At 72.0% G+C, this 14,961-nt stretch carries 15 protein-coding genes; 8 read left to right on the top strand and 7 right to left on the bottom strand.

Features of this window, described 5'->3' with window-relative positions:
- Positions 1–58: 58 nt before the first annotated feature.
- Genes EWH70_RS31360 through EWH70_RS31350 form a run of 3 tightly spaced genes read left to right on the top strand, consistent with a single transcriptional unit; the run spans position 59 to position 2,391 of the window.
- Positions 59–760 (top strand): TetR/AcrR family transcriptional regulator, encoded by a 702-nt coding sequence (locus EWH70_RS31360; RefSeq protein WP_240687329.1) that lies wholly within the window; start codon positions 59–61, stop codon positions 758–760.
- Positions 761–770: 10 nt separating this feature from the next.
- Complete coding sequence (locus tag EWH70_RS31355) at positions 771–1,658, top strand: RNA polymerase sigma-70 factor (RefSeq protein ID WP_130479193.1); 888 nt, start codon at positions 771–773, stop codon at positions 1,656–1,658.
- A 4-nt stretch (positions 1,659–1,662) separates the two neighbouring features.
- Complete coding sequence (locus EWH70_RS31350; RefSeq protein ID WP_130479192.1) at positions 1,663–2,391, top strand: SDR family oxidoreductase; 729 nt, start codon at positions 1,663–1,665, stop codon at positions 2,389–2,391.
- Here EWH70_RS31350 and EWH70_RS31345 read toward each other — a convergent pair.
- Positions 2,360–2,959: a CGNR zinc finger domain-containing protein gene (locus EWH70_RS31345; RefSeq protein ID WP_240687328.1), complete on the bottom strand. Its 600-nt coding sequence runs from the start codon at positions 2,957–2,959 to the stop codon at positions 2,360–2,362. The genes EWH70_RS31350 and EWH70_RS31345 overlap by 32 nt on opposite strands.
- 56 nt (positions 2,960–3,015) lie before the next feature.
- On the opposite strand from EWH70_RS31345, the gene EWH70_RS31340 reads away from it, so the two are divergent.
- Complete coding sequence (locus tag EWH70_RS31340; protein ID WP_130479190.1) at positions 3,016–3,642, top strand: pyridoxine/pyridoxamine 5'-phosphate oxidase; 627 nt, start codon at positions 3,016–3,018, stop codon at positions 3,640–3,642.
- Positions 3,633–4,322, top strand: a complete 690-nt coding sequence (locus tag EWH70_RS31335; protein ID WP_130479189.1) for a maleylpyruvate isomerase family mycothiol-dependent enzyme — start codon at positions 3,633–3,635, stop codon at positions 4,320–4,322. The genes EWH70_RS31340 and EWH70_RS31335 overlap by 10 nt, the downstream gene beginning before the upstream one ends.
- Here the strand turns inward: EWH70_RS31335 and EWH70_RS31330 are convergent, their stop codons facing one another.
- Positions 4,323–6,329 carry a prolyl oligopeptidase family serine peptidase gene (locus EWH70_RS31330; protein WP_130479188.1) on the bottom strand — a complete coding sequence of 669 codons (2,007 nt, stop codon included), beginning with the start codon at positions 6,327–6,329 and terminating at the stop codon, positions 4,323–4,325. It lies immediately after the preceding gene.
- 9 nt (positions 6,330–6,338) lie between these two features.
- Here EWH70_RS31330 and EWH70_RS31325 point away from each other — a divergent pair, with 9 nt between their 5' ends.
- Both EWH70_RS31325 and EWH70_RS31320 read left to right on the top strand, forming a co-directional pair.
- Positions 6,339–7,253, top strand: a complete 915-nt coding sequence (locus EWH70_RS31325; protein ID WP_130479187.1) for a neutral zinc metallopeptidase — start codon at positions 6,339–6,341, stop codon at positions 7,251–7,253.
- Between the two features lie 66 nt (positions 7,254–7,319).
- Positions 7,320–7,748 (top strand): CBS domain-containing protein, encoded by a 429-nt coding sequence (locus tag EWH70_RS31320; RefSeq protein WP_130479186.1) that lies wholly within the window; start codon positions 7,320–7,322, stop codon positions 7,746–7,748.
- A gap of 51 nt (positions 7,749–7,799) precedes the next feature.
- On the opposite strand, the gene EWH70_RS31315 is transcribed toward EWH70_RS31320, so the two are convergent.
- From EWH70_RS31315 to EWH70_RS31295, 5 genes are all read right to left on the bottom strand, one after another.
- Complete coding sequence (locus tag EWH70_RS31315) at positions 7,800–8,183, bottom strand: VOC family protein (protein WP_130479185.1); 384 nt, start codon at positions 8,181–8,183, stop codon at positions 7,800–7,802.
- Positions 8,184–8,241: 58 nt separating this feature from the next.
- Positions 8,242–9,153: a serine hydrolase gene (locus tag EWH70_RS31310; RefSeq protein WP_130479184.1), complete on the bottom strand. Its 912-nt coding sequence runs from the start codon at positions 9,151–9,153 to the stop codon at positions 8,242–8,244.
- Positions 9,154–9,234: 81 nt separating this feature from the next.
- Complete coding sequence (locus EWH70_RS31305) at positions 9,235–10,263, bottom strand: CU044_5270 family protein (RefSeq protein ID WP_130479183.1); 1,029 nt, start codon at positions 10,261–10,263, stop codon at positions 9,235–9,237.
- A complete protein-coding gene (locus EWH70_RS31300; RefSeq protein WP_130479182.1) occupies positions 10,256–10,795 on the bottom strand; it encodes an RNA polymerase sigma factor in 540 nt (179 codons plus the stop codon). Before EWH70_RS31300 ends, EWH70_RS31305 begins: the two co-directional genes overlap by 8 nt.
- 71 nt (positions 10,796–10,866) lie before the next feature.
- Positions 10,867–12,405, bottom strand: coding sequence for a DUF4139 domain-containing protein (locus EWH70_RS31295; RefSeq protein ID WP_130479181.1), 1,539 nt, complete (start codon positions 12,403–12,405; stop codon positions 10,867–10,869).
- A 111-nt stretch (positions 12,406–12,516) separates the two neighbouring features.
- Between EWH70_RS31295 and EWH70_RS31290 the strand changes: the two genes are divergently transcribed.
- Complete coding sequence (locus EWH70_RS31290; RefSeq protein WP_240687327.1) at positions 12,517–14,319, top strand: Xaa-Pro dipeptidyl-peptidase; 1,803 nt, start codon at positions 12,517–12,519, stop codon at positions 14,317–14,319.
- Positions 14,320–14,961: the final 642 nt, after the last annotated feature.

Here is a 14,961-nt window from a genome sequence, read left to right as displayed (position 1 = left end):
GTGTCTGACGGACACAGTGTACTATAGACACAGTTGTGACCGACTGCCAAGGAGTCCCGTGCCACCCTCGTTCGACGCCGCGACCGCCCTGTTGTGGGAGCCGCAGTCCGTGCCGCGCCGCGGCCCCCGTCCGGGCCTCACGCTGGACGCCGTCGCGCGGGCCGGCGTCGAGATCGCCGACGCCGACGGGCTGGCGGCCGTGACCATGCAGCGGGTAGCCGCCTCGCTGGGCGTCACCAAGATGGCGCTCTACCGCTACGTGCCCGGCAAGGACGAGCTGGTGGCGCTCATGGTCGATCGCGCCGTCGGGGAGCCGCCCGAGCTGGACGGTGACTGGCGGCCGCGCCTGCGAGGCTGGGCCCACGCGCTGTTCGAACGCTTCTGGCACCACCCCTGGGCCATCGCCGCGACGGTCGGCGCCCGTCCGGTCGGCCCGAACGAGGTCGGCTGGCTCGACGTGGCCGTCACCGCGCTCGACGGAACCGGGCTGCGTGGTGCGGAGATGCTCGACGTCGCCGTGACGCTGACCGGCCACGTCCGCGGCATCGCCCAGCAGGCCGCGTCCGCCCGGCACCCGGAGGAGGCGCTGGCCTCGACCCTCGCGGCGCTGGTGGCCGGCAGACGGGACCGGATGCCCGTGCTGGCCGCGGCGCTGGAGTCGGTGGCCGACGACGAACGGGACAACGCACTCGACTTCGGACTCGACCGCATACTCGACGGAGTGGCCTTGCTCATCACGAGCCGGACCCGCCCGGAGTGATACTGACGGCGTGAGCGTGACGGAGTTCGAGGAGCAGCGGCCACGCCTGTTCGGACTGGCCTACCGCCTGCTCGGGTCGGCGGCCGAGGCCGAGGACGTCGTGCAGGACGCCTACCTGCGCTGGAGCGAGAGCGACCGGTCGGTGATCCGGACGCCGTCGGCCTGGCTGGCCAAGGTGGTCACCAACCTGTCGCTGACCCGGCTGACCTCGGCCCGCGCCCGCAGGGAGACCTACGTCGGGCCGTGGCTGCCCGAACCGGTCTACACCGGCGACGGCGCGCTCGGCCCGCTGGAGGACGCCGAGCAGCGCGAGTCGGTGTCGATCGCGCTGCTCTACCTGCTGGAACGGCTGACGCCCACCGAGCGCGCGGTGTTCGTGCTGCGGGAGGCGTTCGGCTACAGCCACCGCGAGATCGCCGGGATCGTGGACCTGTCCGAGGCCAACAGCAGGCAGCTGCACAGCCGGGCCCGGCAGCACCTGGCCGACGCGCGGCCCCGGTACGAGCCGGACCCCGGCGACGGCAGGGAACTGCTGGCGCGGTTCCTCGCCGCGGCACGCGACGGCGATCTCGCCGGGCTGGAGCGGATGCTGGCGCAGGACGTCGTCCTGCGTTCCGACGGTGGCGGCAAGGTCACGGCCGCTCGCAAACCCGTGGCGGGACGGGACAAGGTGGCGCGGCTGTTCGCCGGTGGCTTCGCCGGGCTCGGGCCGGTCGAGCTGGCGTTCGTGGAGGTCAACGGCACCGCCGCGGTCGTGGGCCGGGCCGGGAAGTACGCCGGCATGCTCACGCTGACCGTGTCCGGCGGCCGGATCACCGAGCTGTACGCGATCGCCAACCCGGACAAGCTGGCCCACCTCCAGGCCACTGTCACATCCACCGGCGCTGTCCAGTTCTAGACGCATGATCGTGGTGACCGGGGGTACCGGAACGCTGGGCAGGAAAGTGGTCGGGGCGTTGCTCGACCGGGGTGAGCGGGTGCGGGTGCTCAGTCGCCGTGGCGGCGCGCCGCCCGGCGCGACCGGTATCGCCGCCGACCTGCGTGAGGACAGCCTCGGCGACGCGTTGCGGGGCGCCCGGGCGGTCGTGCACTGCGCCAGCACCCCCACCGGCGGGGACCGGAAGGCGGCGGACAACCTGCTCGCCGCCGGTGCGCCGCACCTGGTGTACGTCTCGATCGTCGGCGTGGACCGGATCCCGCTGGGGTACTACCGCACCAAGCTCGCCGTCGAGCGCAGGCTGGAAACCGCCGGGGTGCCGTACACGATCCTGCGGGCCACCCAGTTCCACGACCTCGTCCGCGGGCTCACCCGGGGTGCCGCCCGGCTGCCCGTCGTGCCTGCGCCGTCGGGCATCCGCGTGCAGCCGGTCGACAGCGGCGAGGTGGCGGACCGGCTGGCGGAGCTGGCACTGGGCGATCCCGCCGGGCGGGTGCCCGACCTCGGCGGGCCGGAGGTCCACGAGCTGGCCGACCTGATGCGGGCGTGCCTGCGGGCCGACGGCCGGCGCAGGCCGGTGTGGCGGATCCGGCTGGCGGGCCGGATCTACCGGGCCTACCGCGCCGGGTACAACCTCGTGCCCGACGGCGACCGGGGCGCGATCACGTTCCAGGAGTTCCTGGCTCGGTCCTAGCGTGGTAATGCCGGTGCACCCTCGCGCGGTTGCCGCAGGACGGCTTGCACCACTGCTGCCGGGAGTGCTCGCGCAGGAAGTACCGCACGCAGCGGGGTGCCGGACAGGCCCGTAGCCGCTCCGCCCCGGGGCCGCCGAGGAACTCGATCCCGGCCCCGGCCAGCGCCGCCAGCAGCCGCGGCGTCCGGCCGGCCGCCGCGGCGCGGGTGACCGCGCGGGGCCGCCGGCCGTCCGGCCAGTCCAGGTGTGGTGCCACCGGCACCGCCGCTGCCGCGTCGTTCAGAACGGCCAGTGCCTCCGGCGCGGGCGGCAGCCGGCCGGCGTCGGCCTTGCTCGGCGGACCGGGCAGGACCGCCCTGGCGAACAGCGAACGCACCGCCGTACGCAGCGCGAGCACCTGCCCGTGGGTCTGCTCGTCGGCGGTGAACCGGTCGAAGTCCTGCCCCAGCACGTCGTGCCGCTGCCGGACCCACGTCGTCAGGGCGGCAGGGTCGGGCAGCTCGTCCCGGACGCCACCATGCCCGTCATGGACGATCGTGTTGGCCAGGTCCAGTGCGAGGTGTGCCACGTGTGGAGTATAACGCCTCCTAATGGTTAAATGCCGAGACGCCATTAGGAGGCTGGATGCGTGACCTGCTGCGCGGGCTGCCCTCGCTCGCCGGACCGCTGCCGGAGTTCGACCCGTCGGCGGCGCCCGGCGATCCGCTGCCGCTGTTCGAGTCGTGGCTACGGGAGGCCGTGGCCGCCGGTGTGCGCGAGCCGCACGCCATGACCTTGTCCACAGTGGACGCCTCAGGGCGGCCCTCGGCACGCGTGCTGATCCTCAAGGACGCCGGACCGGACGGCTTCCGGTTCGCGTCGGCCGCGGGCGGCCGCAAGGGAGCCGAACTGGCTGCCACGCCCTTCGCCGCGCTGACGTTCTACTGGTCGTCGCTGGGCAGGCAGGTGCGTCTGCGCGGGGCGGTCACAGCGGCCCCGCGTGCGGACAGTGAGCGTGACTTCCTCGCCAGGGCGCCGCGTGCACGTGCCGTCGCGCTGGCCGGGCGGCAGAGCACGCCGCTGCGGGACCGCGCGGAGCTGGCCGCCGCGGTGGCCGCCGCAGACACCGGCACGGTGCCACCTGACTGGACGTTGTACACCGTCGAGCCGGACGAGTTCGAGTTCTGGCAGGCCGATTCCGGCCGGGCGCACGTCCGGCTGAGCTACCGGCGCCATGCCGCGGGCTGGGACAGGGAACTGCTGTGGCCCTGACGCCCGCCCAATTGCTGACCAGGATCGGCTCCGCGCACGAGCGGCTGCGCGACGCCGTCGCCGGGCTGACCGATGAGCGGGCACGCGGGGCGTCCGAACTGCCGGACTGGACGCGCGGGCACGTGCTCACCCACCTCGCCGAGCTGTCGGCGGCCTTCCTGCGGCAGACCGAGTACGCCGTGGAGGGCAGGCTCATCGAGGTTTACGACGGTGGCAGGCCCGCTCGCGCGGCCGCCATCGAGGCAGGTGCGGGACGCCCGGCCGCGCAGCTGGCCGAGGCCGTCACCACCGGCGCCCGCCGCCTGGCCACGGCGTGGGCGGCCGTGGACGGGCGGGGCTGGGCCCGCCCGGTGACCTACCGAGACGGTGTCCTGCTCGACATCGCCTTCTGCTGGTGGCGCGAGGTGAACATCCACCTGGTCGACGCGGACCTCGGCTACCGGCCGTCGGACTGGTCACCGGAGTTCTGCGGGCACGCACTGGACTTCCTGGCGCCACGCTCACCGGACGGCGTCCGCCTGGTGCTGCGGCCCGACGGCGGCGAGCCCGGGCGCGAGTGGGGTAGCGGTCCCGCCGTGGTGGTGGCGGGCGCGCTCACCGACCTCACCGCGTGGCTGGCGGGCCGCCGCCCCGACGGCCCGCTCCTCGGCAGGCTGCCCGAACTCGGGCCGTGGCCGTGATCAGGGGCCGATCGTCTCCCTGAGGAACCGGAACACCAGTGCCCACTTGAACGCCGCCTGTGCGTTGTCCGCCGCCGCTCCGTGCCCGCCCTCGATGTTCTCGTGGTAGAGCGGGGAGTAGCCCAGTTCCCGCATCCTGGCCACCATCTTCCTGGCGTGGCCCGGGTGCACCCGGTCGTCCCTTGTGGACGTGACGAACAACGTCGGCGGGTACCGGCGTCCACTGTGGACGTTCTGGTACGGCGAGTAGGCCGAGAGGAACTCCCAGTCGGCCGGGTCGTCGGGGTCGCCGTATTCCGCCATCCAGGACGCGCCGGCGAGCAGCTGGTGGTAGCGGCGCATGTCCAGCAGCGGAACCTGGCAGACGATGGCGCCGAACAGCTCCGGGTACCGCGTCAGCATGACGCCCATCAGCAGGCCGCCGTTGCTGCCGCCGATGATGCCCAGCCGCTCCGGCGTCGTCACACCGCGCTCGACCAGATCCCGTGCGACGGCGGCGAAGTCCTGGTAGGCCAGCGGCCGGTTCTCCCGCAGCACGCCGGTGTGCCAGTCCGGGCCGTACTCGCCACCGCCGCGGATGTTGGCGACCACGTAGGTACCGCCCTCGCTCAGCCAGCCCCGCCCGATCACGCCGCTGTAAGCCGGGGTCAGCGACACCTCGAACCCGCCGTACCCGTTGAGCAGGGTCGGGCCGGGGGTGTCCCGGCGGCCGACGACGAAGTACGGCACCCGCGTGCCGTCGTCGGAGGTGGCGAAGAACTGCTCCACCCGCAGGCCCTCGGCGTCGAAGAACCCGGGTGCCTGCTTGAGCACCTCCACGTCGCCGCCGACCTCGCCCCGGGACAGCGTCGCGGGCTCGGTGTAGCCGCTGGTGTCGAGGAAGTACTCGTCGCTGTGGTCGGGATCGGTGTCGATGATTTCCGCCGTGCCCGCCTCCGGTGCGCCGGCCAGCGGCTCGTCCACCCAGCCCTCCGGGCCGGGGGTGAGCACCCGCAGCCGGGCCTTGACGTCGGAGAGCATGCCCAGCAGCAGGTGGTTGCGGGTCCAGGTGAAGTACTCCAGCGACGTGTGCGCGTCGGGCCGGAACAGCACGGTGAACCGGCGGTCGCCGGCGAGGAACGCGTCGAACGGCATGCCGAGCAGCGATCCGGCCGGGTGCTCGGTGCCCTCGATCGTCCACGGCGAGCGGGGCCGTACCACCAGCCACTCCCGGTGCACGGAGAACCGCGCGTCCTCGGGCAGGTCCAGCCGGACCAGTGAGCCGTCCGGGTTCCGCAGGAAGCGTTCCGAGCGGTAGAAGTCGATGCTGCGGCCCACGAAGTCGCGTTCGAAGCCGGGGGTGGAGTCGTGGAAGGCGTAGACCGACACGTCGTCGGGTTTGCCCTCGAACACCGTCTCCGCCTCGGCGAGCGGGGTGCCGCGGCGCCACTGCTTGATGATGCGCGGGTAGCCGGAGCTGGTCAGCGATCCCGGCCCGAAGTCGGTCCCGACGTAGATGGTGTCGGCGTCGATCCAGCCGACCCTGCTCTTGGCCTCGGCGATTTCGAACCCTTCGTCGGCGAACCGCTTGCCGACCAGGTCGAACTCCCGCACCACGGCGGCGTCGGCGCCGCCGCGGGACAGCTCGACCAGCGCGCGGGTGTAGCCGGGGTGCAGGACGACGGCGCCCTGCCACACCCAGTTCTCGTCCTCGGCCTCGGCCAGCGCGTCGACGTCGAGCAGCAGCTCCCAGGCGGGGTCGGCCGTGCGGTACTGCTCCAGGGTGGTGCGCCGCCACAGCCCGCGCGGATGGTCGCCGTCGCGCCAGAAGTTGTAGAGGTACTCGCCTCGCCTGCGCACGTAGGGAATGCGGGTGTCGTCGTCGAGCACCTCGCGCACCCGGGTCCGCAGCCGTTCGAACGGCTCGGTCTCGGCGAGCGCGGCGACGGTCTCGGCGTTGCGCTCGCGGACCCAGTCCAGCGCGGTGTCGCCGGTGACGTCCTCCAGCCACAGGTACGGGTCGGTCATGGGGCCAGTATGCTCGACAACGCGCTGGGGGCGGCGTTGCCTGGGGGAGCGGGGGGGGACAGCGGGGGTTTCGTGGTCGACGACGAGCGCACGGGCAACTCGCCCCTGCGGGTGGTGGCCGTGCTGGTCGTGTTGCTGGGTTTCGTGCTGGCCGTCGGGCTGCTGGGTGCCCGCCCGGCGGTGGTCACCGGCAGCGCCACGCCTGCACCCGTCCTGACACCCGCGTCACCCGAGCCGGAAGCGGTACTGGAGCTGGGCACGAACCCGCTGCTCGGGCCGGGGATCCTGCTCCCGGAGGTCACCTGTGAACTGCCCGCCCTGCGGCGTTCGCCCGAGCAGCTGACCGCGTTCTACACGGCGGCGCTGCGTTGTCTCGACGCGGCGTGGCAGCCCGCGCTGGCCGCCGCGGGCGAGCCGTTCGCGCCGCCGGTACTGACGATCACCGACGGTCACGAGACGGCCTGCGGTGAGGCGCCTGCCGAGCAGGAGGCCACCGCGTACTACTGCGGCGCCGACAAGACGCTGACCATGCCGCGGCAGCGGCTGCTGGACACCGTCGGCGTCCGGCAGTCGGTGCACCTGTCGGTGCTGGCCCACGAGTACGCCCACCACGTGCAGGAACTCAGCGGGATCATGGTCGCCGCCGAACGGGAGATGGAGCGGCTGGGCCGACGCGACGAGGTGGTGCGCAGGCTGGAGCTGCAGGCCAACTGCTTCGCCGGGCTGTTCCTCGCCGCCGCGGCTGGCCGCGGTTCGGTCGGCGGGCAGGTGGCGCGGCAGGCGGCGGACGACTTCCGCAACACCGTCGGCAGCGACACCCACGGCACCGTGGAGAACCAGGCCGCGTGGGCACGCAAGGGGTTCGGACGTGAGCCGGTGGCCGTCTGCAACACCTTCGTGGCCGACGAGGCGGCCGTCCGCTGACTTTCGCCGTCGGCTACCAGCCCGTAGCCTGTGTGAGCCAGCTCACGACGACCGGGAGGAGCCTCCATGCGGATCGCCGACCTACTGCGCGCCAAGGGAACAGCCGTCGCGACGGTGCGACCGGACACGACAGTGACCGAGCTGCTCGCGGGCCTCGCCGAACACAACGTCGGCGCTCTGGTGGTGCTCGGCGACGAGGGCGTGGCGGGGATCGTCTCGGAACGTGACGTGGTGCGCCGCCTCAACGACCACGGCCCGGACCTGCTGAACCGGCCGGTCTCGTCGATCATGACCAAGGTGGTCGCGACCTGTACGCCGGAGGACTCGGTCGACGACCTGAGCAGGCTGATGACCGAGCGCCGCGTCCGGCACGTGCCGGTGCTCACCGACGGGAAGCTGTCCGGCATCGTCAGCATCGGCGACGTCGTCAAGAACCGGATCGACGAACTCGAGCACAGTCACGAGCAGCTGCAGAACTACATCGCACAGGGCTGACCGGCGAAGGCCACCTTCACACCCCCAGGTGGTGAAGGTGGCCTTCGTGTGTCAGCCGCCGCTGCCGTAGGGGCGGGTGAGGATTTCCAGGACGTGGCCGTCGGGGTCGTCGAAGTAGACGCCGCGGCCGCCGTCGTTGGTGTTGATCTCGCCAGGCCCCTGGTGTCCGGGCCCGGCCCAGTAGTCCACCCCGCCCTCGCGGATCCTGCCGAAGATCTCGTCGAACTCCCGCTCGCTGACCAGGAACGCGTAGTGCTGCGAGCGGATGTCGCCCTCGGTGTCCATGAAATCCAGCGAGACGTCGTTGCCGGTCTGTACCACCAGGAACGGGCCGAACGGCTGAGCTTCGGGCAGCCCGAGCAGGTCGGTCAGGAACTTCGCTGAGCGCTGCTTGTCGGTGGCGGCGATGACGGTGTGGTTGAGTTCGACGGCCATGGTGTCCTCCTCGTGAACCGGTGACACCACGACACTAAAAGCTCAAGTATGGTTGAGATCAATCCAACGAACCGGCTAATGCGGCGACACCGGCGGTGACCGCCGCCCGGCCGGTCTCGAAGCTGGTGCGGCCCGGCAGATGTGTCAGCAGCACCACGACGTAGCGCTCGTCGGCGCCGACCAGACCGGTGGAGTGCAGGACGAGCGAGTTGGCCGCCCGCATCCAGCCCTGCTTGACGGCCCACTCGGTGCCGGGGAGGGCGTCGGCGATGCCGAACCGCTGGGCGAACCCGTCGGCGGCCCGCTCCGGCGTCGCGGCGAGTGCCTCCACGATCAGGTCCCGGGACGGCTCCGGTAGCTGGTGCTCGATGAACTCGTAGATCCGGACGACGTCCTGTGCGCTGATCCGGGTCATCTCCCATTCGTCGGGCCGGCTGGGCACGCTGGTGTCGCGCAGCCCGATCCGCTCGGTCATGTCCTGGACGATCTCCCTGCCACCGCCCGCGGCCCACAGCGCCGAGGCGACACCGTCATGGCTGTCGGTCAGCATGCGGCGCACGTTCTGCCGGGCGGCCTCGTCCACCTCCGGCTGGTCCAGCAGCAGGTCCACGGCGATCAGCAGCTTGCTCACCGAAGCCGAGTAGAACCACTCGTCACCGGCGATGGTGGCGACGGTGCTTTCGGTCAGCCGGTCGAACACCGCCAGCCCCAGCTCGCCGCCTCCGCCGGTGACCTCGTCGACGGCGCCACGGACCCGGGTCGCCAGCTCCGCCTGTTCCCCGGCCGGCAGCGGCGTGGGGGAGCTGGACGGTGCGACGGGCGCGGGTTCCGGCGTCGCGCTGCCCGGGTCGGCCGCCACCTCGGGCGGGTGGCCGTCGACGTCGCGGGGCAGCGCCGAGACCACGACCGTGAGCGCGGCCGCGGTCACGACGACGGCGAGGAGGCTGACCAGCACGACCCGCGGTCTCATGGTGCATGAGTTAACCCGACCGAGTGATGCGTTGGCTGTGCGGAGCCTGTCGGTTCCCTGTCGAAACAGTCACGGATCCGCTCAACGGCCCGGTGGAACGCCCTGCACCGGTGTGATTCCGTAGGTGAACGTCTCGATGCCCCGGAACCCTGCCTGCGACAGCACTTCCGTCCGGCACTCCATCAGCTCGCCGGTGGCGGGGTCGATGACGATCTCCTCGATGAGCGGGCCGCCGGGCCAGCTACCCGGTGCCAGTTCCTCCAGCGTGAGCGTGACCCCCCGGCGCCCGTCGTCGGTGCCGGACTCGGTGACCTTGATCCCCGGCAGTTCGCCCATCATCCGGTAGACGGCGGCGCGCAGGTCCGGCGGGAGGAACGAGGTTTGCGCCAGCTGTGCCGCCATCTGGAACACATCCACCCGGGGCGGGTACACGTTCTCGTCGCAAATAAGCTGTGGGGAGTCGCAGATCGCCCGGTACAGCTCACGGGGATCACGTGGCAGCGAAGCCAGGAACTCCACGGTCGGGTCCCAGAACGTGCCCGGTTCGCGCTTCCGGCCGACCGGCACCGGGAACTGCCCGTAGGGCGCCCGTTCCTCCTTGGCGATGTCACGGTAGTCGTCACCGGGGTCCTTGCAGCCCTGCAGCTTCTTCTCGCCGGGTGCGTACCGCCGCAGCCATTCCTGTGCCGGGTCGGCCGGAACCCACAGCTCGGTGACGTCGCCGATGCGGGTGAGCCGGCAGCCCGGGATGGTCCTCGTTTCGTCCTCGCGGGAGTAGGAGGTCGCCCGGACGTAGCGGAACTGGCCGGGCGCGAGCACCGGCTGCCCGGCGGCGGCCGCGACCACCCGGTCCAGTAGCTGAGCCGGTGTCGCCGGCACCTCGGGCCGGTTGCCGCCGAGCACCAGCGCCCCTGCCAGGGTGATCGCCACGGCGGCCGCGGCCGCCACCGGGATCACCACACGGCGTCGCCACCGGGGCGCCGGGTGGGCCGGCGGTCGCGGCGGTGCGGCGAGCACGCGGGCGTAGCCAGCCTGGTAGGCCTCGTCCGTCATGGCCGGGGTGTCCGCGCGAAGCTCGTCGAGCGCGGTGTCGAGCAGGTCGTCACGCATCGTCGGTCCGCCCTTCTCGGGTTCGCAGGTGGATGCCGAGCCGTGTCCGGGTGCGGTGCAGCCGTACCCGCACCGTGCTCGCGGACATGCCCAGCACGGTGGCGATCTCGGTGGGGGTGAGGTCGGCCCAGGCGGTGAGCAGGAGGACGTCGCGGTCGGCCGGTTTCAGCGCCGCCAGCGCCCCGCTCAGCTCCTCGGCCAGCACGGTCGCGTCGACGGCCTCGGCCACTCTGCCGCTCACGTCGTCGGCCCCCGCCGGCCGCATCCCGTGCCTGCGCCAGGCCCGCAGGCGGCGCTCCTCGGTGCGGACGTGGTTGCGCAGCAGGTTGGTGGCGATGCCGTAGAGCCACGTCTTGGTCCCGGCGCGGGAGGGGTCGTAGCGGTCCCGGTGCTCCCAGAAGGCGAGGAACGCGTCGGCGACGAGGTCGTCGGCGATCTCGCTGCCCACCCGGGCAGCCAGGTAGTGGTGCAGGCCGCGGGCGTGCGTCGCGTACAGCTCCGCCAGCTCGTTGCCAGCCGGTGGATCCCCCATGTGTGGCGCTTCCGGTCCGATGTCGGTCGCTGGTCTCACGCGGCTTGTTGACCGCGGGACCGCTCAGCGTTTCACTCGCGCCAGCCGGTCAGCTCCACCGACTTCGCGGTGTCGACGCGGAAGGCCAGCGACGCCTCCGCGCTCGCCCCCGGAGCCAGCTCGAACCGCCACCGGACCTCGCCCAGCTCGGTGATCTCGGCGGGCTGCGGGGTGGCGTCGACATCGCGCACGGTGATCTCGGGGTGGCGGGCGACCGGGACCTGGTCGAGCAGGGTGACCGTGGCCTGCCGTGGCGAGTGGTTGGTGACCGTGTACCGGTAGGCGACCTCGCGCCTGCGGCTGGAGCCGAGCGCCGCCTTGCCCGCGGTGCGCCGGGTCAGCTCACGTTCGACGTGGATGCGGTCGTCGACGCCGAGCGCGAGCTCGACTTCCTCGCCGGGTGCCCAGGTGTCCAGCCGGGTGGAGCCGGTGAACTCGGCTTCGTGGAACACCGCGGCGGGTCCGGGCAGCAGTGTGTGCTCGCCCGCGTTCGTGACGGTGGCACGCAGGTAGGCCTCGGCGGAGTGCACCGGTGCGACGACGTGGTCGAGCTGGGCGGGCGCCTCGGTGACGGCGAGGGTGGTGCGGTGCGCGGTGCCGTCGGAGGGCACCGCGACGGCCCGACCGGGCCGGTAGGTGGCGGCCGTCGTGCCCTGCTCGACCTCGGCGGTCCGCTGCCGCATCGGTGCCGCCACGGCGGCGGTGGCCATTTCCTGGGCGCCGCCGCCGTAGGCCGCCAGGGGGGCGGCCTGCGGCTGGTGGTCGAGGAACCACGGGGTCAGCTCGGGCACCGACAGCGTGGTCGCCGGGCGTGCGGTGGAGAGCGCGAGGCCGGCAGCAGGCCAGTCCTCGCCGGTGTGCTGGGTGACCATGCCGTACCAGGTGACGGTCATCGTGTCGCCGCGCAGCCGCAGGTCGTAGCCGGGTGTCCAGTGTGCCTCGGTGACCACATAGGACACTTCCAGCTCGACCTCGGCGTCACCGGCCCCCTCGTGTGGTTCCAGTTCGATCACGACGCCGGTGCGGTCGGGTGCGCTGCCTGTCTGGAGCTGGTCGACCTGCCTGCTGACCGCGGCCAGTTCCTCGGCGAGCCGGGCGGAGGCGTCGGCCAGCTCCCTGCGCTCGGCGAGCACCCGCCCCAGCTGGTCGCCGAGATCGCGGTTGACCTCCGCCACCCTGCCCGGCTCCGCGGTGCCGGTGGCCAGCGCCTTCGCCAGCGCGGACCCGGCCCGCCCGCCCAGTGACTCGAGCAGCCGGGCCCGCGAGTCCGCGACGGCCTGCGCGTCGGCCAGCTCGTCGATCCGCGCGCGCACCGCGCGCTGCTGGTCCAGCAGGTCGGCGAGACCGCTGCCGGACGGCCGCGCCCGCACGTCCGGGCGGACGTCGACGCCGAGCACCGTCGCCGGGCCCGAACCGGTGGCGCGCACGGAGTCCGGCAGCAGGCCGAGCGGCAGCCCGGCCAGCACGAACCTGTTGTCCGCGCCGAGCCTGGCCCGGCCGCGGCGGGTGACCCGGGCGCCGCTGGGGTAGACGGTGACGGCGGTGATGGGGGCGGTCACGGTGGTCGGCATACCGCGACGTTAGTCGGTCTCGCCGGGGGATTTCTTGACACGATGGGGGACGGGGGTCAATGTCATCGCGTCCGAGAGTGTCCACCCACACCCGTCGATGGGGGTTCGCGCGTGAGATCCGCTCGCCTCGCCGTCCTGCTCGCTGCCGTGACCGTGCTGCCGCTGACCGCTGTTCCCGCCCATGCCGATCCACCGAAGGGGCCGGTGTTCGAGAACGGCGAGGCCCAGCCGGTGTTCGACCCCGCCGACGTGGTGCGGGACAACGTCTGGGTGACCGCGCCGGTCGACAGCGACCGTGACGGCAAGCTCGACGAGGTCCACGTCGAGGTGGTCCGGCCGAGGGCGACACAGAACGGGCTCAAGGTGCCGGTCGTCTACCAGGCCAGCCCGTACTACGCCGGCGGCAACGACGTCGCCAACCACAACGTCGACGTGGAGCTGTACGTCCCCGGGCAGCCCAAGCCGGCGGCGGGGCCGCGTGTCCCGGTCTCGTCGGTCGGCCCGGCGCCGATCACCTGGCGGTACGAGCAGTACTTCACCGCCCGCGGATTCGCCGTGGTGTACGGCGAATCGCTGGGCAGCGGGCAGTCCAGCGGCTGCCCCACGACCGGCGGGCGCAACGAGACGATCGGCGCGAAGTCCGTCGTCGACTGGCTGAACGGCCGCGCCCCGGCACGCGACGCGGGCGGCACGGCGGCGACCGCGGGCTGGACCACCGGCAACACGGCGATGATGGGCGTGTCCTACAACGGGACGCTGCCCAACGCCGTCGCCAGCACCGGTGTCGACGGGCTGAAGACGATCGTGCCGATCGCCGCGATCTCCAGCTGGTACGACTACTACCGGGAGGACGGTGCCGTGGTCGCGCCCGGCGGTTTCCAGGGCGAGGACGCGGACGTGCTGGCGGAGTACGTCTACACCCGCACCGACCGGGAGATCTGCAAGCCGGTCATCGCCGAGCTGCTCGCCGAGCAGGACCGGGTGACCGGTGACTACAGCGAGTTCTGGGACGAGCGGAACTACCTCAACGACGTCGGCAAGGTGAAGGCGTCGGTGCTGGCCGTCCACGGCCTCAACGACTGGAACGTCACCACCAGCCAGGTCGCCAACTGGTACCACGAGCTGCGGGCCCGCGGCGTCGAGCACAAGATCTGGTGGCACCAGTCCGGCCACGCCGACCCGTACACGCTGCGCCGTGACGAGTGGCTGAGCACGCTGAACAAGTGGTTCTCGCACTACCTGTACGGCCTGGACAACGGCATCGAGAAGGCGCCGAAGTCGACCATCCAGCGGGAGGACAAGTCCTGGGTGGACGAGGCCGACTGGCCCGCCCCGGGGACCGCGAACGCGACCGTCCATCCGTGGCCGGGCGGCGGGAGCAAGGGCAAGCTGGACGTGCGGCACGGCCTGCCCGGCAGGCCTAACGTCGAGCGGCTCGCCGACGACGCGACGAAGACCGTCGAGCAGCTGGTCGACCTGTCCAGCTCGGGTAACCGCCTGGCGTACTCGACGGTGGCCGCGCGGCAGCCGGTGCGGCTGAGCGGGGCCGCGACCGTCGACGCGCGCCTGTCGTTCGACCGGCCCGCGGCCAATGTGACCGGTGTGCTCGTCGACAGGGCGCCGGACGGCAAGGCGACGGTGATCACCCGCGGCTGGACCGATCCGCAGAACCGCAAGGATCCGGCGAGGACTGAGCCGATCGAGCCGGGGAAGTCCTACCGGATCTCGTTCGACCTGCAGCCCGACGACTACCTGCTGGCCGCCGGTCACAAGCTGGAGTTCGTGTTGCTGTCCAGCGACCACGACTTCACCCTGCGGCCGAAGCCGGGGGCCGGGGTGGCGATGGACCTGACGAAGACGTCGGTCACGCTGCCGGTCGTCGGCGGGAAGGGCGCTTTGCTGGCAGCGTTCTGACGGCTCGAAGCACGTGAAGGCCACCTTCATCACGTGAGATGTCAGGGCCCCGGGCGAAGTCCGGTGCTGTGTGCCTCCAATGTGGCATTGGGATAGTTGTAGTTCCCCAATGCCACATTGGGGGAGTTCGCTGGGTCTCTTTCGTGGTGGCGGCTGGGTCCGTTGGGGCGGATGTGACTGGTGAGGCCGCGGCCCCGGCAAAGTCCGGGGTGTGGCAGTGCCAGGGGATGGTCCCGAGCGTAGAACTCGCGTGCCGGAATGCAGAACTCGCGTGCGCGAGCGCAGAACTCACGATGTGGACCGGGTTTCTCACGTGGTGCCGGGCGCCCGCGTGAACGGGCCGTTCGCGCGAGTCCTCCGTTCCCGACCCGCGAGTGCACGTTCCCGCCTGGCCGAACGGGCCACTCGCCGCGAGTCCCACCGTCGTGCACGCGAGTTCCACGCTCCGGCACGCGAACTCCACGCTCCCGCGCCCTGCAGACTCCGAGTTTGCCGGAGCCATGGCATGAGACGCCGTGAGTGCCCCCTTCCGGCATCAAGGTCACCACACCAGTCCCACCAGTCACACCTGTAAGGCAGCGGGGGAGCTTTACCGCTCTTCATCGCCAGCCGCCGCGGCCCGGTAATTCGCACAGATGTTCC

It is taken from the genome of Amycolatopsis suaedae (assembly GCF_004214935.1).
Lineage (GTDB): Bacteria > Actinomycetota > Actinomycetes > Mycobacteriales > Pseudonocardiaceae > Amycolatopsis > Amycolatopsis suaedae.
Note: the sequence above shows the minus strand (reverse complement) of the source record. Positions and strands in the feature narration are given on the sequence as shown.